17 protein-coding genes are annotated in these 22,071 nt (G+C 36.5%); 6 read left to right on the forward strand and 11 right to left on the reverse strand.

Annotated features, from left to right (window positions below):
- Positions 1–22: 22 nt before the first annotated feature.
- Both recG and FLUTA_RS02445 read left to right on the forward strand, forming a co-directional pair.
- On the forward strand, positions 23–2,122 hold the full coding sequence (recG, locus tag FLUTA_RS02440) for an ATP-dependent DNA helicase RecG (protein ID WP_013685264.1): 2,100 nt from the start codon (positions 23–25) through the stop codon (positions 2,120–2,122).
- Positions 2,123–2,131: 9 nt separating this feature from the next.
- Positions 2,132–2,482, forward strand: coding sequence for an energy transducer TonB (locus FLUTA_RS02445; RefSeq protein WP_013685265.1), 351 nt, complete (start codon positions 2,132–2,134; stop codon positions 2,480–2,482).
- A gap of 95 nt (positions 2,483–2,577) precedes the next feature.
- Here FLUTA_RS02445 and dusB read toward each other — a convergent pair whose 3' ends face one another.
- From dusB to FLUTA_RS02495, 10 genes are all read right to left on the reverse strand, one after another.
- On the reverse strand, positions 2,578–3,579 hold the full coding sequence (gene dusB, locus FLUTA_RS02450; RefSeq protein WP_013685266.1) for a tRNA dihydrouridine synthase DusB: 1,002 nt from the start codon (positions 3,577–3,579) through the stop codon (positions 2,578–2,580).
- A gap of 182 nt (positions 3,580–3,761) precedes the next feature.
- Positions 3,762–5,999 (reverse strand): DUF2339 domain-containing protein, encoded by a 2,238-nt coding sequence (locus FLUTA_RS02455; RefSeq protein ID WP_013685267.1) that lies wholly within the window; start codon positions 5,997–5,999, stop codon positions 3,762–3,764.
- A 245-nt stretch (positions 6,000–6,244) separates the two neighbouring features.
- Entirely contained in the window at positions 6,245–7,840 is a 1,596-nt protein-coding gene (locus tag FLUTA_RS20480) for an energy transducer TonB (RefSeq protein WP_013685268.1), read from the reverse strand.
- A 42-nt stretch (positions 7,841–7,882) separates the two neighbouring features.
- Positions 7,883–8,470, reverse strand: a complete 588-nt coding sequence (locus tag FLUTA_RS02465) for a hypothetical protein (protein ID WP_013685269.1) — start codon at positions 8,468–8,470, stop codon at positions 7,883–7,885.
- Positions 8,463–9,245 (reverse strand): type I methionyl aminopeptidase, encoded by a 783-nt coding sequence (gene map / locus FLUTA_RS02470; protein WP_013685270.1) that lies wholly within the window; start codon positions 9,243–9,245, stop codon positions 8,463–8,465. Before map ends, FLUTA_RS02465 begins: the two co-directional genes overlap by 8 nt.
- Positions 9,246–9,377: 132 nt before the next feature.
- Entirely contained in the window at positions 9,378–10,229 is an 852-nt protein-coding gene (locus tag FLUTA_RS02475; RefSeq protein WP_013685271.1) for a DUF4846 domain-containing protein, read from the reverse strand.
- Positions 10,230–10,348: 119 nt separating this feature from the next.
- On the reverse strand, positions 10,349–11,383 hold the full coding sequence (locus FLUTA_RS02480) for an LIC11966 family surface protein (RefSeq protein ID WP_043024035.1): 1,035 nt from the start codon (positions 11,381–11,383) through the stop codon (positions 10,349–10,351).
- 11 nt (positions 11,384–11,394) lie between these two features.
- Positions 11,395–13,485 (reverse strand): S41 family peptidase, encoded by a 2,091-nt coding sequence (locus FLUTA_RS02485; protein WP_013685273.1) that lies wholly within the window; start codon positions 13,483–13,485, stop codon positions 11,395–11,397.
- Between the two features lie 113 nt (positions 13,486–13,598).
- Positions 13,599–13,799 carry a hypothetical protein gene (locus FLUTA_RS02490; RefSeq protein ID WP_148235380.1) on the reverse strand — a complete coding sequence of 67 codons (201 nt, stop codon included), beginning with the start codon at positions 13,797–13,799 and terminating at the stop codon, positions 13,599–13,601.
- Between the two features lie 141 nt (positions 13,800–13,940).
- Positions 13,941–14,648, reverse strand: coding sequence for a hypothetical protein (locus FLUTA_RS02495; protein WP_013685274.1), 708 nt, complete (start codon positions 14,646–14,648; stop codon positions 13,941–13,943).
- 345 nt (positions 14,649–14,993) lie between these two features.
- On the opposite strand from FLUTA_RS02495, the gene FLUTA_RS02500 reads away from it, so the two are divergent.
- The 3 genes from FLUTA_RS02500 to FLUTA_RS02510 are packed head-to-tail and all read left to right on the forward strand — an operon-like array spanning position 14,994 to position 16,944.
- On the forward strand, positions 14,994–15,356 hold the full coding sequence (locus FLUTA_RS02500) for an aspartate 1-decarboxylase (protein WP_013685277.1): 363 nt from the start codon (positions 14,994–14,996) through the stop codon (positions 15,354–15,356).
- Complete coding sequence (locus FLUTA_RS02505; RefSeq protein WP_013685278.1) at positions 15,356–16,051, forward strand: hypothetical protein; 696 nt, start codon at positions 15,356–15,358, stop codon at positions 16,049–16,051. Before FLUTA_RS02500 ends, FLUTA_RS02505 begins: the two co-directional genes overlap by 1 nt.
- A 35-nt stretch (positions 16,052–16,086) precedes the next feature.
- Positions 16,087–16,944 carry a UbiA family prenyltransferase gene (locus FLUTA_RS02510; RefSeq protein WP_169312050.1) on the forward strand — a complete coding sequence of 286 codons (858 nt, stop codon included), beginning with the start codon at positions 16,087–16,089 and terminating at the stop codon, positions 16,942–16,944.
- 151 nt (positions 16,945–17,095) lie between these two features.
- Here FLUTA_RS02510 and sucC read toward each other — a convergent pair whose 3' ends face one another.
- Positions 17,096–18,307: an ADP-forming succinate--CoA ligase subunit beta gene (sucC, locus tag FLUTA_RS02515; protein ID WP_013685281.1), complete on the reverse strand. Its 1,212-nt coding sequence runs from the start codon at positions 18,305–18,307 to the stop codon at positions 17,096–17,098.
- 275 nt (positions 18,308–18,582) lie between these two features.
- Here sucC and FLUTA_RS02520 point away from each other — a divergent pair, with 275 nt between their 5' ends.
- On the forward strand, positions 18,583–21,735 hold the full coding sequence (locus tag FLUTA_RS02520; RefSeq protein WP_169312051.1) for an AsmA-like C-terminal region-containing protein: 3,153 nt from the start codon (positions 18,583–18,585) through the stop codon (positions 21,733–21,735).
- Positions 21,736–22,071 lie beyond the last annotated feature (336 nt).

Here is a 22,071-nt window from a genome sequence, read left to right on the forward strand (position 1 = left end):
TGGATTTTCTTAACTTCGCAAGATGAATCAATGGTTGCAAACTCACATCGAATTCTTAAAAGGAGTTGGTCCGCAAAGAGCCAAAGTACTGAGAGATGAAATTGGAATCGCGACCTATTATGACTTACTCTATCACTTCCCTTTCCGCTACATCGACCGGTCGAAATTTCATGCAATTAAAGACATTCCATTCATTGATGGGTATGTTCAACTGAAAGGAGAAATTATTTCTGTTTCAGAAACTGGAACGGGTCGTCAGAAACGATTGAATGTCAAATTTCAAGATGGAACAGGAATCATTGATTTGGTTTGGTTTCAGGGTTATAAATACATTTTACCTAATTTAAAACTCAATACCACTTATATTGTTTTTGGAAAGGCAAAACCATACGTTAATACTTGGAATATCTCGCACCCAGAACTAAATCCGGCAACGGGAAGTGAAGACGATTTGGGATGGCAACCCGTTTATTCATCAACTGAAAAACTAAATGCTTTTGGATTGCATTCCAAAGGAATTCAAAAATTAATTGAACATTTACTCGATTTAGCATCAAAAGTGTATTTCGAAGAAACAATTCCTGTGAAGTTCATTCAAGAGTTGAAATTATCCACCTTTCCGGTTGCTATTCGTGCTATTCACATGCCTGCCGATGTTACCTTGGCTCAAAAAGCGCGTACTCGTTTCAAATTCGAAGAATTGCTCAACTTACAAATTGAGTTGCTTTTGCGCAAATCCATCAACATGCAAAAAAGCAGTGGACAAGTTGTTTCTGATGTGGGGCAAATATTCCACGACTTTTACGAAAATAACTTACCATTCCCCCTTACGAATGCACAAAAAAAGGTTCTCAAGGAAATCCGAAGAGATATTGGTTCTGGCTTTCAAATGAATCGCTTGTTGCAAGGAGATGTTGGAAGTGGAAAAACAGTTGTGGCTCTGCTAACAATTCTCATGGGAATTGGTTCGGATTTACAAGGTGCTTTGATGGCTCCAACAGAAATTTTGGCAAATCAGCATTACGTCGGTCTTCAAGAACTTTTAGAAGGAACTTCAGTTACAATTGAGATCCTTACGGGTTCAACGAAAAAAGCCAAACGCAGAGAAATTCATGAAAAACTTCTCAATGGAGAAATCAATATTCTGATCGGAACCCATGCTTTGTTGGAAGACATTGTTCAGTTCAAAAACTTGGGAATCGTTGTTATTGATGAACAGCATCGTTTTGGGGTAGAACAACGCTCCAGACTTTGGAAAAAGAATACGTCACCTCCTCATATTTTAGTGATGACGGCAACACCGATTCCACGAACATTAGCCATGACGTATTATGGAGACCTCGATGTTTCGGTTATTGACGAACTTCCTCCAGGAAGAAAACCCATTACAACAAAACATCATTTTGAAAAGGATCGTTCACTTGTTTTTGGATTTATTCGTAAAGAAATTGCACTTGGAAGACAAATTTACATCGTCTATCCACTCATTCAGGAATCTGAAACATTGGATTACAACAATTTAATGGATGGTTACGAAGCAATTAGTCGTGCTTTTCCATTGCCCGATTATCGGGTGAGTATCGTTCACGGAAAAATGAAACCTGAAGTGAAAGATTACGAAATGCAACAATTCGTAGAAGGCAAAACCCAAATCATGGTTGCTACAACGGTCATTGAAGTGGGGGTAAATGTTCCCAATGCATCTGTGATGGTTATTGAAAGCTCCGAACGATTCGGATTGTCGCAATTACATCAGTTAAGAGGACGTGTTGGAAGAGGCGCCGAACAATCGTATTGTTTGTTAATGACTGGAAGCAAACTTTCAGCTGATACGAAAAAACGCATCCATACAATGGTTCGAACCAATGACGGATTTGAAATTTCAGAAGTCGATTTGGAATTGAGGGGTCCTGGGGATATAATGGGAACACAGCAAAGTGGCACTTTAGATCTTAAAATTGCAGACTTAGCAAAAGATGGTCCGCTTGTTGCTCTAGCACGAGAAAAAGCACGAGAGCTTTTAACTGAAGACCCACGATTGGATAAACCAGAGCATTCTTTTTTGAGATTAGAAGCAATAAAAAGGTTGCAAGACAAACCAAATTGGGCAGAAATTTCGTAAACTTGGACAATGAAAAAATTATTTCTACTTGCACTAACATTTTTTAGTTACTCAAACGCAGATTCTCAGGTTCTTTCTGGAACACTCATTGATTCGGACCGCAAATTATTAACGAAAGATGCAAGTTTTGTATTCACAAACGCAATAGAAGGAGTAATCGTTGTTGAATTAGCGGTTAATCGAGAAGGAAAAGTAACTGCGACAAAAATCATTGGAGAACAATCAACAATTAAATCAACACCATCCAAGATTAAAGCTGAAAACAGTGCTAAAAAACTGACTTTTACTGCTGGAACTCGCTATGCCCCATTTGAACATGTGTTAGTGAAATATACCTACAAGAAAACGGCTACAAATTAATCAAAAAAAGCGCATTTCAAGATCTTCAATCCCTGGTAAATAAAGGGCTGTTCGCAATATCGCGAACTTGCAACAAAATTGGATAATCTTGAAACCTAAACTGGATTCGAAAAAACAAACTCTTCCGAATTCTCTTCGATGTAAGAAAGCATATCCAAGATTTCTTGCAAGTCAAAAGAAGTTACCAATTTGGTTCTGTACTCTTTGAAATGTGCAATTCCTTTGAAATAATTCGTGTAATGGCGTTTCATTTCAACAACTCCCAAACGTTCGCCTTTCCACTTCACACTCATCATCAAATGATCGCGCGCTGCTTCTACTCGCTCTTTTACTCCTGGAACTGCTAAATGCTCGCCTGTAGCCATAAAGTGCTTGATTTCATTGAAAATCCATGGATAACCGATACTTGCTCGCCCAACCATGATTCCATCCACTCCATAGCGATTTTTATATTCAACTGCTTTCTCCGGAGAATCAATATCTCCATTGCCAAAAATTGGAATCTTAATACGCGGATTGTTTTTCACTGCTGCGATATAACTCCAATCGGCTTCGCCTTTGTACATTTGAGAACGTGTACGCCCATGAATAGACAAGGCTTCAACACCAATATCTTGCAATCTTTCCGCAACTTCCATGATATTAATCATTGAATCATCCCAACCTAAACGAGTCTTCACTGTTACGGGAAGTGATGTAGATTTAATACAAGCCTGTGTTAAACGAACCATCAAATCCACATCTTTCAAAACGCCTGCTCCTGCACCTTTAGAAACCACTTTCTTTACTGGACAACCAAAGTTGATGTCTAATAAATCGGGAGCTGTGGCATCTACAATTTTCGCCGACATGGCCATTGCTTCCTCGTCTCCTCCAAAAATTTGAATCCCAATGGGTTTTTCGTAATCAAAAATATCTAGTTTCTGACGACTCTTAATCGCATCTCGAATCAATCCTTCGGAAGAAATAAATTCCGTGTACATCAAATCTGCGCCATGTTTTTTACACAATGCGCGGAAAGGAGGATCACTCACATCTTCCATTGGAGCCAAAAGAAGTGGAAACTCACCTAGTTCAATATCACGAATTTTTACCATGGCGCAAAGATAAGAAAAAGCAATCGCTTTTGAAGACTAAGCCATTACAAACGTTAGTGCGAAAATGACGCAGACAAACCCGGTTCGCTACGAGAAGGAAAACTTCTTAAGCGTTTTTAGATTTTAGGACGTTCAGATATTACGACTTTAAGACTAAATACCCTTTCAAGTACTAATATCCTTTACTCATTCTCATTTTGTACTTCTTCCTGCTTCGACAAACTCTGGTAGAAATATGCTCCAACCAAGAGTAACCCTCCAATTGCGATGAAGACAATTGTTTTGTAAATTGTACTCAAGGTACTGAGATCGTAAAAGAACATTTTTAACATCGTAATTCCCAAAATAACCATCGCTGTGATTCGCATAATTGCTTGTTTTTGTTTGATTCCGATAACAATCATTGCTATAGCAAATGCAACCCAAAGTACAGAAAGCAAGATTTTGTATCCAGCTCCAAATCCTGAAACCAACGACCATTGAACCAATTCCAAGGAAAGTACCCATAAAATAAGCAAGAGTGAAAGTGCTTTTACCCAATCGTCTTGTTTTTGGTGTGTCCGCTGAAGAATTGCGGTACCAATAACACCACCCAATAAACAATAGTGTGCCAATTTATACGAACTCCAATATTCAGGTTCTTTCAAGAAATTTGGAATCTCCATTTCTGAAAATGACAATCCAATCAATGATAATCCCAAGAAAACAATTCCTAAAATAAGGTCTGTTCCAGATAAAGAATCGGTTCTTCCAAGCACCCATTTTCTAAATCCAAGGGTTACAAATACACTCATTGGAAGCCAAGCATACTTCCAAACCAGAATTAAGTCCTTGTAAGTCTCAAATTTCACATACTGAAGCGTACTTTGCTCTGAACTCTGAGAATTAAGTTCTTTCACTGTTAAACTTGTTTCATAATTTACATGTGCTGAAATTGCATAATACCCGAAGAAAATCAGAATAGCGAAACCAAATAGCCCAGCTGTTTTCCAAATCAATTTTGAATGGTATTCTGGTTGAAACTTGCGAAGTAAAATAAATGTCAATCCAATGGCTAATACGATGAATCCAATGGAGAAAACTAATTCATCTCCAAAGTAATCGTGCTCTGCCGTTTTCAATAAATTGATTGTCACTTCAATAAGTATGAATAGCGAAGCCAATGAGAACAAAACAATACCGATAACTTCTTCCAGTTTTCCTTTCATTTCTTCAGCGAGCCAAAATAAAATCAACGCGCCACTAATCAAGACATAGATGTACGAGTAATCTCCGCAAAAAACAGTCAAACAATTTGCCAAACCAAAAATCGACAAGGCTCCAAAAACACGTTTAAAATCGAAACGTTCTTCTTTTGCAAAAATGGCGCGGATTCCCAAATAAACACCAATTCCAACGGCATGAAACAGCATCGCCTGCCAAATTGGAGAATGGTCATTTACATATCCAACAGCACCAAAATAGCAAATCCCTACAAGTATCAACTGAATGACCTGGTGATCGACCAAAGCATCTTTCTTCCAGAGATTCCTTCCAACAATCGCAAAAACAAACAAGGTGAAGAAAGCTACCAAGTAACTTGCTGCAATCAGCGAGTCTAGCTGAAAGTTAAAATCGGTATTGAACCAAAAGAGGAAAATAAAAGCTGTCCATACTATTACTGGATACTGAATGGTTGGCCATTTTCGAACAATTGAAATGAGTAACATTCCCAAATTGATGATGAGCATGTAAAGCAAATAGTACGAAATGTGTTTAGAGCCATCAGAAACCAATGGAGGCAAAATATATGCTCCAACCAACCCTAAATGAGCAATGATTGCCATGTTGTAATACATTGCCAAAAACACAGCAATTAATACCAATACGAGCAAGCCTCCAAATGCAACAGACGATGGTATCAATTGATAGAAACTATAAGCCGCATAAGTGATGAAATAAGCAACTCCAATTGCTCCACTCGCCAAAACAGCACTAAACGACTTGTATTTTGCTCTAAAAACGAATGCAAAAACACCCAAAATTGCTGCAATCGAAAAACCAGCTAAAACGCGACCTCCTTGACCAATCAAATTGTGGTCGATGGCATATTTCGCACCAATTCCAACACCTATTAATACAATTGCAATCCCGATTTTACTCAACAATTGCTCTCCAATAAACTGTTCCCAAGAGGTTTTCTCTTTTTTAGTTGGAATTGGATTTTGTGAAATTGGAATTGTTGGTGTAGATACATTTTCTGGTTGAGCCGTTTTTGTAACAACAGATTGAATTGCCGTTTTTTCAACCCCTAATTGATCACGCAAAATCTTAAATTCCGCATAATTTTCTTTGATTCGAATCTTTAAATCTTCGTGTTCAGCCCACAATTTCCGGTATGATTCCTCTAAACGGGCAACTTTATCCTTATCAGATTCCATAGCTTCAGTATCGATTGGTTTTGGGTGAAAATAGGAATAAGATTTATCTCACGCTGTTAATTGTGGAAAAATTTAGTTCAATAGTTCAATTCCCGATAGCTATCGGGATCAATAGTTCAATAGTTCAATAGTTCAATAGTTCAATAGTTCAATAGTTCAATAGTTCAATAGTTCAATAGTTCAATAGTTCAATTAAAAACTATTTTAAAAATTTTGAACCCTTTGAACTTTATTTTGAACCTTGTTTAATGTTGTCTTACAAAAACTCCGTTTAAAAGCAGATAGGTAATTCGTTCTATTTGAATCGTTCCTTTTTCGGCACAAGCAGCAATATTGTCATACGGTTTTCCACGAAAAGTTACTGTTCCTTTTGTCCGATGAGCAATCGTTAAATACGCTTCATTGAGAATCATTCCTCCACAGACTACCACATGAACTGGAACTGTTACTTTCGGTAGAAGGCTCATGTCTTTTGGAGTTGCATAATTGTCTGCTATCAGGACTATTTTAGTGCATTCAGGATACATTTGAGTCGTAACCAGAATTGCTTCTAAGTCATTTTCTTCCATATCGCAATTACTTCCTCCCCTTTCCATTACTGAAATCATAGCTTCGGTGAGTGAATCAATGGTATTCACTGTAAATCCATACACACCCACTTTGGGTTTTTCAGGCATTTTACTTTTCACCCGAGGAGCGCACGCATATTCATCATTGAAAAACACATAATGCGCTGGCGGATCTGTTTTTGAGGTAAATTTCAACTTTAAAAACTCTAAAACTTCTGCGCTATATGGAGCCATGCTTCCTGTTACATCACAAACCATCACCGTGTTTTTCCAATCCATTTTATCCAATGCTTTAGTAACCTGATTGGAAGTTGGAGTTGGCTTCAACGCTTGGTAATTGAATTCGGGTAATTTGGATTTTAACTTAGGTGGAACTTCTGTTGCATAAATTTCTAGAGGAGATGGAACAACACTTCCTCTCGACATGAAATCAACCGTAAATTGCACCATGCATTCAGTCGGTTTTCCATCCAAGGTTCCTGGTTTCCAAGGAGGCATATTGTCTATGAAATCCTTGATTTCGTCTTTGTAAATCTTATTTGAACTTCGCTCTGGAAAAACAACCTTACTTACTTTGCCTTCTTTATCAATGTAGAACTGAACAGGAACTGATTCTGCTTTCGCCCCTGATGGATAACTCAGCGCTTTTGAAAAATAGTCGATCCGGGCTTTTTCACCTTGTGCAAATTTAGGAAGCACAATAACAGGTTCTCTTTCTTCAGCAGCTTCAACCTTTGCCTTCTCTTTTTTCAAATACGTATCGTAGGTATATGATTTCAAATCTCCTTCTTTAACCTTTCTCAAAAAATCGGATTCAATACTGGTTAAAGTAGAATCTTGTTCATCGCGATACGTAATGATAAATCCATGAAAAAACGCTGCTCCCATTTCAGGTGATGTACAACCTGTTTGGGCCCACAAAATCCATTCAACAGCTGCTGCCTGTGCACAATTTGGAGCAACTTGAAACAAGGTTTCCATACGCTTTCTATTAAGAGCATGTTGATCAAAATTTTCCGATTTGTGATAAGTCGTATAAGCTAACTCTATCTTTAGAATTGTCTTCCCCTTTGCTTGATTTAAATCTCCTGGATTCTTAAAATTTCCGTTATTGAAATTCGTTTCGAGGAATAGCTGATTGTTTCTCTTTTTTACTTCGAGCTTTACAGTTTCACGCGGTTTTGTCTTTAGAATATTTGCAATTCGCACTGAATTTTTCTGAGCAAAAAAGAAAAAAGGAAGAAAGAAAAAAAGAAGTAAACGGTATTGCATATTCAGTCGGTTATGAATTCATAATGCATTTCCACTAAAAAGTTACAAGTTCTGCAAGATTGCATCAGCTCCAAAAAAAACTCCAGAAACCCAACAACTAATGATGAAAAAACCGTACAACCCAGCAAATGATTTATGTAATGAGTTCTCATTTCGACTTAGGAAAACACTCAACAACCACATGATTGTTGGTACGATGATCCAAAGATGCAAATTCATCCACAAACAAGCCAACATCACCAAACCATTGATGATTTGAAGCCATCTAAACTGTGTTCTATCTTTCCATGCAATTAATACTTGCCATACAAAAAACAGTAGTGTGAATGCTAATAAAGCAAATGTAGTAAAGGTTTCTATGCCATCCTTTCTAACCATCAATGTGTGATGAGGAACAACTATTTGGATAAGAACATGTGAAGAAAGTGCGAGTGAAAAAGTTGCTAGTAACAACATGATTTCTTGCCATCCAAAGCGCTTGTTTACAATCACTAAAATTGACGCAATGAGAAACAAAGCGGGCTTGAAAAGTCCAAATGGCAATAGAAAAACACCGCTTTCTGCAAAAATTGTTGTTGCATAAATACAGGCGGTCAGAATACTTAAAAGAACAATGCGCTCACTAGTCATTCTTCTTTGCTAACGCTTCTTCGATGTAATCAAATGTGGATAGAATAACCGGTTTTCCGTCAACAACGGCAATATCGTGTTCGAAATGTGCACTTGGCTGTCCATCTGCAGTTACAATCGTCCAATTATCTTCTAGTTGAATGACTTTCTCGGTTCCCATATTGATCATTGGTTCGATAGCAATCGTCAAACCATTCATGATTTTCTTTCCTCTTCCACGTTTTCCATAGTTTGCAACTTGTGGATCCTCGTGTAATGTTGTACCTAAACCGTGACCAACTAATTCACGAACAACTCCATAACCATGTTTTTCAGCATGTGTTTGAATTGCCCAACCAATATCATCGATTCTATTTCCAACATGAGCTTGCTCGATACCTAAATATAGACATTCCAATGTTACGTCCAATAATTTTCTTTTCGCATCAGAGATTTTCCCCACAGCAAAAGTATAGGCATGATCTCCGTAATATCCTTTGTAAATAGCTCCACAATCTACCGAAACGATATCACCTTCTTGAATAGGTCTTTCTGTCGGCAAACCGTGAACTACTTGCTCATTAACCGAAATCAGCAAAGTACTCGGACAACCATATAAGCCTAGAAATGCTGGAATTGCATCTTGAGAACGAATATACGCTTCAGCCAGTTTATCCATTTCTAATGGAGTAACTCCTGGGCGCATTATTTCTGCTATTTTACCTAATGTTCTACTAACAATTTGCGCAGCTTGGCGCATAATCTCAATTTCTTCGGCTGTTTTATACTTAATCATACTCTTATTCAAGAAACTCATGGAATGCAAAGATAAGAAAAAGCTACGCTTTTGAATACTAAATTATGACCTCGTACATACGGTATTAGTACGAAAGTTAACGAAGAACAAATTAATTCAACAGTGAAAATTCTAAAACCGCTTCAATTGAAAAGCTTCAAACGTATATTCAGCTGTATATATTTTCATTCGTTCCTTCAAATTATACCAGGGAGAAAGCGTTGCGTTCATTGGATTCATTAAAACCTGAATTTCTTGTGCAGGCATGTAACTTTGAGCCAAAAGCACTAATTTTTCTCCATCCGTATTTTCAATCATATCCACCACAATCACAGCATGTCCAGGAGATCCACCTCGAATCAGCACATCACCAATTTCTACATCTTCCAATTTCACAGAGCGCAATTCTTTGTCCAAAGAAAGTGTACTTGCATAGTTGAAAACTGTTTCCATATATTTCAAGAATCCACCATAACTCTTATCTGCAGAAGCTGATTTTTGCCAACTGACTGAATTTCCATTTAAAGCCACTCGATTTCCTTCTCGCCACTTACTATATTCGCAGTTAAATCCACTCACAAATCGAAAATGAATATCTGAAAAACGGTTGGAATGAAATAAATATTCTCCGCGCAATCGCATCACTGCATCCGCGCATTGCTGTAAATCTCGCTTTCCTACAGACATATCAATCACCGCAACGTGTGCGCTTTGATTTCCTTTCAATTCACCATTATACAAATGAACTGCTGAACCATCTCGTTTCAAAGAAAGATTTCGCAAAAAGAACCCGAAACTCGAACTATCCTGCGATTTGCGTGCGTAGCCTTCAGGAACTAAAAACCGAGTGGCGATAGTTGTCCCCGATGTGTCAATCAATTGAATATTCGTATTGACTCCCTCCACTGTTTTTGAGGAATTGAGATTGCAAGAAGCAATAACAAGAAATGAGATTAAAAATGCTGCAAAAGCTAATTTATTCATGAGTTGATGGCTTTAAGTTCCTCACAAGTTAAGTGAATTCCTTTAAATGGCGAGCACCAGGTATAAAAAAACCGATTCATCTATTGATGCATCGGTTTTCAGTTTCTCTATTTGAACCCTTACTTTCCTTTTGGGACATGCGAATCTGTAAATTTACTTGCTGTATTATTCCAGCTATCAATCAACCCAGAACGTTTCTTATTCAATGTTTGATTTGTAGCATTGTACGTATTCACACCTGCATTCATATCATTAACAGCTTTATTGTATCCATCCACATCTTTCTGAGTGCGTTTCTTTTCGGGAATCTCATCAAAAGCTTTTTTCACTTTGTCAAAATTTTCAGTGACCATAAAATAATCAGCCATTTTGGGAGTTTCATTCGTAGCTTCATCGATATAAAAATTCAACAATTTTTTAGTTGCCTCAATCATGCTTTTATCATTTGCATACGGTTTTACATCGTCTAATTTTGCTAAACCTTCTTTTGCTGTTGAGATCAATGCGTTTCTATTTTGTTCGATTGCATTGATGTCTTTTCGATTGATTGCATCCATTAGATACAATTCTTGCTTAAAGCTTTTGAAGAAAATCAAGTAAATCTCATTATATGTATTGTAAACTTGTCCAGCAATGGTCATTTTCTTATCCAATGCATCTTCAGATGAAATCAAATTAATATTGTTTGCAGCAGCGAATACTTTTTGCTCTCTCCCAACCATATCCGATGCTTGAACCAATTTGTCATTTGCACGTTCACGCGCCAACATATATGCTTCCATTGCGTCATAAGACTCTTCAGAAACGGCTTCCATGTCTACAATTTTCGCGTAATCTTCTTTCAATACGATATTATTAATTCGAAGGTATTCAATGACAGAATCACGAAATTGAGTTGATCCATTAAATGCTTTCGCAGATTTCGCTTTAGCTAAAGCTTGACTAGATGTTTGAATCAATTCAGCTCTTCTTTTCTCTACTTTTCGAGCACTTTTACCGTGAGAAACAGAACTCGTATAATCCCACATATCTTGTTGAATTTTGCTGTATTCAGTCGTAAATACATTCATATACTCAACAGCAGTTTGTGCATACAAGTTAGCCGATCCAAGAAAGGCAATTAGTAAGGTGAATTTTAGAATTTGAGTTTTCATAATCGTTTGATTTATTTGTTGATTGTTTGTAGCCATTCATCCATTATTCCAACAGCTTCAAAGAGTTCAATATCTGAATTTAAATGTTTTGTAAAATCTTCGAAATACATTTTCAAGATTGGATTTTTATCGTATACCATCTGATCGAAAGAGTTAGACGAAACGGTATATGGCCATTTTGGTTCCACACTCAAGGATTTAAACCGAGTTCTTAATTGATTGTTTTTCTGAGATTCATTCCAAAAAGAAGCCAAATCTAATTTCGTTGCTTTGGATTGATTGTAATTACTCGAAATGGTATCCAATGTCTTGTAATAGGAATCATAAATTCCAGTTGCTCGTTGTTTCACAGAGAATGCTACAAGTTCAGCAACAGGAAGTGGATTCGAGGAAGCCACGAAACTAATTTTCTTTTCAATGGGAGGTGGAATCAATGCGTTTTTATAATTCCGTTCGCGGTGTTGTGTTGAATCAAAAGCAGTCATTCCAACTTCAATATCTGGCTTAACACCAACTACTTGATTCGATTGTCCATTCACACGATACAAAACACCTTCTGTGATGCTTACATACCCGAAATTTGGATTTTCTTGAATACCTCCAATTTCACCAACAACGGGATCCAAAGGCCAAACTTGCTGACTCGTTGCTTTTCCAAAACTAGGGACACCCACAATAATTGCTTTTTGATAATCTTGTAAAACTGCTGCAACAATTTCCGAAGCTGAAGCACTTCCTTCATCAATCAAAACCAACAAAGGTCCGTCGTAAATGAATCCGCGATTAATGTCTTTCAATACTTTCACAACTCCCAAATTATCTTGAGTTGCCAAAATTGGTCCGTAATCAACAAAAATACCCGAAAGCGAAATAGCCTCATAAAGTGAACCTCCTCCATTTCCACGTAAATCCAAAATCAACCCTTGGATACCATCTTTTTTGAGTTTCAAGATGCATTTTGCCATATCATTTGCACAACCTTGTTCGGTCATATCGGCAGAATAATTCGTGTAAAAATCGGGGAGACTGATATAACCAATTTTTTGAGACCCCAACATTAATGCATTTTTGATATTATCGTTGTCATTATAAACAACTCCTTTTTCTAGATCAACTTGTATTTCATCTCCATTTTCATCCTTTATACGAATTGAAATTTCTCTCCCATCAAATTTTTCAAAAGCTTCCGATAATTCCTTCAATCCAGAAACGCCATTTTTGATTTCCAACCAAGAGGAGTTCTTCAATCCGAACTTGATTCCCAAAATAAAGTCACCCGTAAACAATTCATTGGATAACCAAGCGGAACTTCCAGGCAAGACATCTGTTAATATGATCCTATTTTCTTCGTCTAATCCATAACTGATTCCGAATTTTTCTTTTTGAACGGAAAGCTCCTCAAAAAAACCTTTCTTTTGACTTGGACTGAAGTAAGAAGAATGTGGGTCAAAACTCATAGCAATCGCCAATAAATAAAGCTCTTTCAAGCGTTCTGCATTCTGTATGCTTTCCAAATAGTTGGTCGTTCTGTTTTGAATTTTCAATCTGGCTTTCTTCTCAAATTGAACCAGCGAATCTTTTAAAAGCAATTTAGAATCTTTGGGATGCATGGCGACCATTTCCGACAAGATGGAATAACTTAAACTGGCTTCCCAAAAGGTTTTGTAGGTTGATTCTGTGATTTTTTGTTGCTGGTTGAAATCAAACTGCTTCGTGCTATTTAAATTGATTGGAGTACTTAGAAACCTTTCCTGAAACACACTTATTTCTTTGGACCGAAGATTTACTAATCGCTGAAATTCATTGAAATAGAATTGGTTACCATTCTTTATGTTATCTGGAATTTTTGAACTCAGTCCTTTTAAGTACGTCAGATCATCAACTCGCAAAATCTCATTATCCGAATCAATAAATGAAATCAAATAATCATGAACTTGATTGCCGTATGCTTCATCAATTGCTCGCGGTTTTACATGCTTACTTTGAATCCTTTTGACTAAAAACTGAACGCTTTTAGATAAAGAATCTAATTCACCAGCCGCTGAATAAAATGAACCTATCGTGATTAATAAGGTGATTGTAAATAAAAATTTCAAACGCAAAATGTCAATTTTTCTTTCGTAAAAGTACTACGAATTTGGAGAAGAAAAACAAGCTAAATCACACAAAAATAGAGTCCTCAATCTTTAGATGTTTATTTTGCCTCCTTTTAGTCCTACTGAATTTCAAACAAAGCCATGTTATCGATCTTCAGATGCTTCATTACCAAGGTATTCCACTTCGATAGCTCTGACCTATTATTCCCATGATCAACAGACCTCAAGTATTTGTTTTTCAAAAGATTATAACCATCTACAAAACGAGAATACAAACCTTCTATTTCTTCCTCAGACCACTCTTTACTTTTTAGTTTCACTTCGAATTTTCTGCGCTCAATTTCGCATAAATCAAAATAGATATTGATAAAACAATTTGTTTTATTATCGATTGGAAGCAAATAATAGCTTTGGTAAGGATCAAAAATGGTACAGGTTAATATATTTTGTTGAGTCTTTACTTACTTTCTTCGTTTGAAAAAATACTTCCCGTTTTTCAAAATGAATTGATCGGTGGATGTAGAAATGGTGACACTTTCTTCGGATAAATAAATGTACAACAACTTCTCGTTTGATCCAAAATCACTACAAGTCAAGTGCTTAACACCGTTTTCCACCCCATGAATACTTGCTCGAAAAAGATTTAATTGCTCGTCTTCTTTTCCTCTGTTTCGATAGACCACAAAATCCATTACGGAAGGATCGTGCTTTACTGGAAGTACAAACACCTCGTCGCCTGTTGCTGCAAGGTATTTAAACGCTCTCTCTTCGATTAACACATTGAAATTGGGAAGTTCATCGCTGATTTCGATGGGCAAAAAGACCGATTCGTGAAAGAAAACATCCGATAACTCTTCTTGAAAAGCAGTAAAGCTTACTTGAGGAATCGAATCATCAATGAATTTTAATTTGAAAATGTTGCGATTGTCATTGTCATAGAAGTACGTGTTCGATATTGTGCTATACTTTAAGTTGTATTGCTTATTGCGATAAGTCAGAAACAAATCGGATGATTTCTCAACAAAACCTGTTTCCAAGGTATCGATTCTGATTGATTGATGTTTGTCATAGCTCGAGTAATAAACACCCGTAATTGGACGTTGGGATTGGCTTTTCAGGCTAATGAAAAGTGTTAGTGCAATGATTGTAAATTTAAGTCTCAGCCCCATTTTCTTTTGCAATTTGAATCCACCATTCAGACAAACCAGCAGCATCCGCTCCTAATGTTGTACTGAATTTGAACATTGCTTCGGTTTTAAAATTGTTAATACTTGTTTTCGTCGATAACGCTTGGGCAGAAGCTTCAGCGTAGGCACAAAGTTACCGCAAAAAAAACGACATGGTTGTGTCTGAATTGAAAAAAATAATTCAGGTGGACTCTTATAACGTAGTTATAAAAAAATTACAAATTTCAAGTTGCGAATGTGGAATTATCGAATCAAAAACAACAAGTACGGAAAATCGCAACTGATACCAAAAACGCATGTTCTATATTTGACTCAAACTTAGCGATTATGATAAACCTACTCAAAAGTAAAATCCAAGAGCTCGTAGTCAGTGAAAGTTCTTTGGATTATCCTGGAAGCATCTCACTTCCGATAGAACTCATACGAATGGCAAATCTGACTGAATTCGAACAAGTATTTGTCAACAATAAAACATCTGGAGCTCGAATAAGTACTTATGTAGTTCTCAGTAAGCAGAATGGGTTTGTAAGCCTCAACGGAGCAGCTTCGCATCATTTCAAAAAGGGCGATATCATTCATGTATTGAGTTATCGCATGGTAGACGAAGCAGAAGCACCTCGATTCCGACCAACTTTAGTTCGTGCAAATGACAAAAACGAAGTCATTGAAGCTATTCCTTATTTCATTTGATGATGTTTGTAATTATTTTAATCATAGCGCTTTTAGGTCTTAGTTATCTCTTTTGCCGGATTTGGATGCATTGGAACATTTCTATTCGCAAGATCTCTTTTGAATCCATTCAAGACCTTCAAAATCGGTTGAATGATCCATTGGTTGTGGCAGAACGAAGTTTGCGTAAAACAGCTTTTTCGGAAGTCAACATGCCACTTACAGAATCCTTTTACACAGATGAAGACCTCGATAATTCGTTCGATTTTATCATTGTTCGGGATCGAAAAACAAAAACGCCTTTACTTTCAAGTAGATCTTACACCAATCAAACGCTTATTCACAAACAGCTTCAGGCACATGAAACCACTGATTATTTGACTCTTTCATTAGATTCTGATGAAAAATATGTCCTCTTAGATCGTTTATCTGCTCATTCAAAACATTCCTTATTTTCAAAATCACGGAAGAAAATCTTTATAAACTATTACATCCATGTTTTAAATTTTTACCCAAAGCATCACCTGATCCTAATGGCGCGTTCGGAGCCCGATGAACGATTATTGACAAAATACCTGCGCTTGGGCTTTCAAATTGTTGGAAAGCAAAAACACAATCAGGTCGATCATTGGATTGTACTTCTTCCAGGGAAAAATCCGACTCAATCGTTAGCGCAAAGCACCAAACAATATGTCTTATTTAAACTATTCACTTAACCATGCTAGTCAAACTAAAAGCCACATTTACGCTTATGCGTTGGTTTCATGAACTCGTTGTCATGATTCCATTTATCGCTTTGTATTTAAGTACATACTATTTTGGGGAATCTCACATTCAAACCCCGTTATCGGGTATTCTATTATTGTGCTTTACCATTCAGCTACTTATTGCTGCAGGATGCGTTTTGAACGATATTCGAGACAAAGACATTGATGCTGTGAACAAGCCAAACACCCGAATTATTGGAAGAATTTACAGCGTAAAACAAAGCTACATCCTCTTTATCACCTTAATGATTCTAACTGTAATTACGAGTATTCTACTTACCTGTTTTTATTTCGAAGATTGGTGGTGGATTTCAATTACAGTGGTGCTTTTTTCATTCGTCTACAATTTATGGCTCAAACGAACTCCTCTTTTTGGAAATCTGCTCATGGCAGCAATGACCGCTTCGATCGCTTTGGTCATCAAAATGTATTTATCAGCAGATTTAGTGATTCTAAATAGTGAAAAATTAAATCTTTTATTCGATTTATTTGCACTGATTTCATTTGCGATTATCGTTCCACGGGAGCTGAGTTTAGACATTTCCGATTTACAAGGAGATTTAAGTGATGATTGTTATACCCTTCCAGCTAAAATTGGTGAACAAAATAGCAAATGGGTGGTCGTTCTGTTACTCGTTTTATTCATATTGAGTGGAATTTGGATCGTTTATTTTCATCCTTATCAATGGATTACATTTGGAGTAGGGATTGTTTTACTATTCGTCTATATGTATTGGCTATTTCGTTGCAAAGAACGCATTGATTACATAAAAGCAGGCCGTTTTCTATGGGCAGTTATGATTCTGATGTTCCTGCTGACCACTTATTTTACATTTCAGTGAAATTTAAAGTAAAGTCTCCCACTGATGGGCACACAGGAACACAAAAGTCTTTATTATCATAGAGTTGACTATATAGTATATTACATTCGTGGAAACAAAAAAAGCCCTGATCTCAAAGAAACCAGGGCTTTCAAATATGAGTTGTTTTGACTTACGCCAATACTTCTTTTACTTTATCTGCTGCTTCTTGCAACAACACTGCTGAATGAACATTCAATCCTGAATCATCAATGATTTTCTTCGCTTCAACTGCATTTGTTCCTTGCAAACGCACGATGATTGGAACTGGAATATTTCCAATGCTTTTGTATGCATCAACAACACCTTGAGCAACACGGTCACAACGAACGATACCACCGAAGATATTGATTAAGATTGCTTTTACGTTTGGATCTTTCAAAATGATGTGGAATGCTTTTTCAACACGCTCAGCATTTGCAGTACCACCAACATCCAAGAAGTTTGCAGGGCTACCACCTGAGTATTTGATAATATCCATTGTTGCCATTGCAAGACCCGCTCCGTTTACCATACAAGCAACGTTTCCGTCTAATTTCACAAAGTTTAATCCTGCTGCATCTGCTTCAACATCCAATGGATCTTCTTCCATTGTATCTCTCATTGCTGCATAATCTGGGTGACGGTACAATCCGTTTCCATCCAAGGTTACTTTCGCATCAACTGCAATGATTTTGTTGTCTGAAGTTTTCAATACAGGGTTGATTTCGAACATAGCGGCATCACAACCTTCATAAGCATTGTACAAGTTCACAACGAATTTCGTCATTTGCTTGAATGCTTCTCCTGACAAACCAAGATTAAAAGCGATTTTACGCGCTTGGAATCCTTGAATACCGACACGTGGATCGATTTCTTCTTTAAAAATCAAATGTGGAGTATCGTGAGCAACTGTTTCAATATCCATTCCTCCTTCGGTAGAATACATGATTGTGTTACGACCTCTTTCACGATCCAACAATACAGACATGTAAAACTCTTCTACTTCAGCCTCACCTGGGTAATAAACGTCTTCAGCAAGCAATACTTTGCTAACCAATTTTCCTACACCATTCGTTTGAGCTGTTTCCAAGTGACCACCAAGGATTCCTTTTACTTTTTCTTCAACTTGATCAATTCCTTTTGCAAGAACTACACCATGAGAACCAGTTTCTTCAACGACACCTTTTCCGCGTCCTCCAGCATGGATTTGTGCTTTTACCACATACCAACCTGTTCCAGTTTCTTCTGTCAATTTTTTAGCTGCAGCAATTGCATCTTCTACTTTTTCTACAACTACTCCGCGTTGGATTGCCACGCCGTATTTTTGTAAAATTGATTTTCCTTGATATTCGTGTAAGTTCATGACAACTTTTTAAATTTTTGCTGCGCTAAAGGTAAACATTTAATTGGTTCGCGATAATCCGAATTCCATAAAAATTCAATGGATTTGTAAAATTTCTATATCTGGTTTCATTCATAAAAAATCTTTGAATTCGAAACCTGTGGCCGAGATTAAAATTCGATTAGAATTTAGTCTCAAAAGAATTTCTAACCAATAGATTACCTAATTTTAAACAGAGTTCATTTATCTGTATCATGAAATTGTTTGTCACAAAAAAATTCTGGAAGCGCTTTGTAATGTATTTAATTATTACACCGATACTTCTTTTCTCTTTAGTCGTAGCCGTTGTTTATTGGAAACAAGATGCTTTGGTTCAAGAACTTCTTACAACGTTAAATAAAGACTTCAAAGGAGAAATCAAAATTACAGATAGTCATGTCTCTCCTTTTGCCAATTTCCCTCATATTTCCATAGACCTAGAGAATTTACGGATTTATGAAGATAAAAATGATCGAAAAAAGCCAATTATAAAAATACAAGACGTTTACGTCGGATTCGATTTATGGACTATCATTTCAGGCAAAACAGAGATGAAATCCATTAAAGCTAAAGACGGAAAAATAATTCTAACACAACATCTTGACGGAAGTTTAAACCTATTAAATGCCCTTTCATCCAACAAAAAAGCAGAAGAAATTGAAGAAGAATTGCACTTGGATTTAAAGTCAATTGTATTGGATAAAATAGATATCCAAAAATACAACGAAGCCAATAAAGTTCTGATTGATTTAGATATCGAAAAAGCTACCAGTAAGTTCAAAATGATTGATGAAGTTATTGATGCCAAATTGAACAGTAAATTTCAATTATCAATTACACAAAGGGGGAAACCAACTTTCATTCAACACAAACACTTGCAATTCGATACAGAAATATTGTTTGATCAAGTGAGTAATTTACTGTCCATTAATCCCACTGAAATTCAACTTGAAAACTCCTTTTTTGGAATTGAAGGAAAAATAGACATTGCCCATGAAATGGATTTGGATTTGAAATTACATGGTGACAAGCCAAATTTCAACCTATTTATTGCCCTAGCTCCCAATGAACTCATTAAAGTCTTTGAACAATATGAAAATCGGGGAAAGCTTTTTTTCAATGCTTCCATTAAAGGAAAAACACTGAATGGTCAAATGCCTGCAATTCGAGCAGATTTTGGATGTAAAGATGCTTTTTTCAGTAATGAATTGACCCATAAAAAAGTAGATGGAATTCGCTTCAAAGGTTATTTTACCACTGGTGAAAAACGCACAATGGAAACGATGGAATTTGGAATCTCAGATTTCAGCGCACGACCAGAAACAGGAAAATTTACCGGATTGATTAAAGTTTCAAACTTCAACGCTCCAAATGTCGACATGAAACTCATATCAGATTTCAAACTCGATTTCTTGGCAAAATTCATCAATTCTCAAGAACTAACGGGATTGAAAGGAAATGTACAACTCACCATGAAATTCAAAGATATTATCGATTTGAATCATCCAGAGAAAAGCATTGAAAAACTCAATGAAGCTTATGAAAGCAAACTTGTTGTGAAAAACTTGTCTTTCAATTCGAATAAATTGCCTTATAAAATCCACAATATTGACGTGATGGCTCACATGGATGGACATTTGGCAAAAATTGATCATTTCAACATGCGTGCTGGGAGAAGTGACGTTTCCATTTCTGGACATATCAGTGATCTTCCCGCAATTATTCATCACTCAAATATTCCAGTAACTACAAAATTAAATGTGGTTGCAAAACGCTTAGATATTGGCGAACTATCCAAAACCGATGCTTCGTCTAAACCTGCAGCAGATGAAGAAGTGACTAATTTGCATGCTCAATTCAAATTCATTACCAGTGCAAAAGCAATCACCGAATCTCCTACTCTTCCAATTGGTGAATTTTACATCGATGATTTGTACGCAAAATTGAAACACTATCCGCATGTATTACACGATTTTCATGCAGATGTGATTATACGAGAAGACAATTTCAAAGTCGTTGATTTTACGGGGCAAATCGACCAATCCGATTTCCATTTCAATGGGGGAATCACGAACTACAATTTGTGGTTTGAAGACAAATTGAATGGAAATACCACACTTGATTTCCAGTTGAATTCCAACAAACTAAAACTAGAAGATTTACTCGTTTACAAAGGCGAGAATTTCATTCCTACAGATTATCGTCACGAAGAATTGGATCAGCTAAAGTTTCACGGAAATGTAGCCTTGCATTTCAATCACGGACTACAATCAACCGATTTACAGCTCGACCACTTCGCTGCAAAAATGAAAGTTCATCCTTTGCGAATTGATCGATTAGACGGCCGATTTCACTTAGAAAACGAGCATTTAATTGTTCAGCAAATGGATGCTAAAATTGGAAATTCGGATGTACACTTAGACCTGAATTATTACTTGGGAAAAAATCAAGAGTTGAAAAAACGCGACAACTTGATTCATGTAACTTCAAACAGATTAGATATCGATCAATTGGTAAATTATTCTGAACAAGCTCCAAAAACTACTGAAGCAACAAGTGCATCTCCTAAAACAGATCACGACAATGTTTTTAGTATTTATGATGTTCCTTTCCCTGAAATGGAATTTAGCTTGACTGTAAACGATTTGAAATACCACAAGTATCACATCACCAAATTAAACACTCAATTTCACACGAAAAGTAATCACTACGTTTCTTTTTCGAAATGCGATTTACATGCTGCTGGTGGCGAAATTGGTATGACTGGTTATTTTACTGCTACGGATAAAAAGCACATTTACTTGCGTCCGCATCTGAAGATTAAAAATATTCAATTGGATCAATTGCTGTTGAAATTCGATAATTTTGGTCAGGATCATGTAGTTGCCGAAAATCTACATGGAAATCTTTCAGGAACCCTAAGTGGCAAAATCCACATGCATGCCGATATGACACCAAAACTAGATGATTCCGAGATTGATTTAAGCATTGAAGTACTCAAAGGAAGATTGGAAAACTATGCACCGATGAAAAGTTTAGCCGACTATTTTCAAGATAAAAACTTAGCCAAAATTCACTTTGACAGTCTTCAAAACAACCTGAAAATGAAAAATGGAGAATTGACCGTTCCAAAAATGGGAATCAATACTTCATTAGGATACTTGGAACTCTCAGGCAAACAAGATGCAAAGATGAACATGGAATACTTTGTCAGTGTGCCGCTAAAAATGGTCACCGATGCTGGATTTAAGAAACTTTTCAAGAAAAAGCGGGAAGAAGTTTCGGAAGACCAAGAAGATGCTATTCAATACAGAACAGATAAAATGCGTTTTGTAACGGTAAAAATTGCTGGAAAATCAACTGATTTCTCTGTGAGTTTGAGTAAACAGAAGAAACACAAAACGAGGTAAATTTTCGTTGATAGCAACATTCGAATGCCCCTGCCTTTTTTCTTTTTCCCACTTAAGGACACTGAAGAACACCAAAGAATAAAGATTTGTATAGAAATGATATCTTTATCTCTATTGTAACCTAAAAACACATTATGAAACTGGAAAAAATATTAGACCAACTAAACTCACTGGAAAAAGGCGCATTCATTAAGATAATCGATACAATAGTAAGTTCAAAACCGAAAAATTACAAAGAGATTGAAAAAATACTTTCTAATTCTGATGGAATCATAAAAAATGTTGACAATAATAATATTTCGCAGATATTCCATTTAATCGAAGATAATTTCATCA

Origin of the sequence: Fluviicola taffensis DSM 16823 (assembly GCF_000194605.1) — a bacterium.
In the GTDB taxonomy this organism is placed as follows: domain Bacteria; phylum Bacteroidota; class Bacteroidia; order Flavobacteriales_D; family Crocinitomicaceae; genus Fluviicola; species Fluviicola taffensis.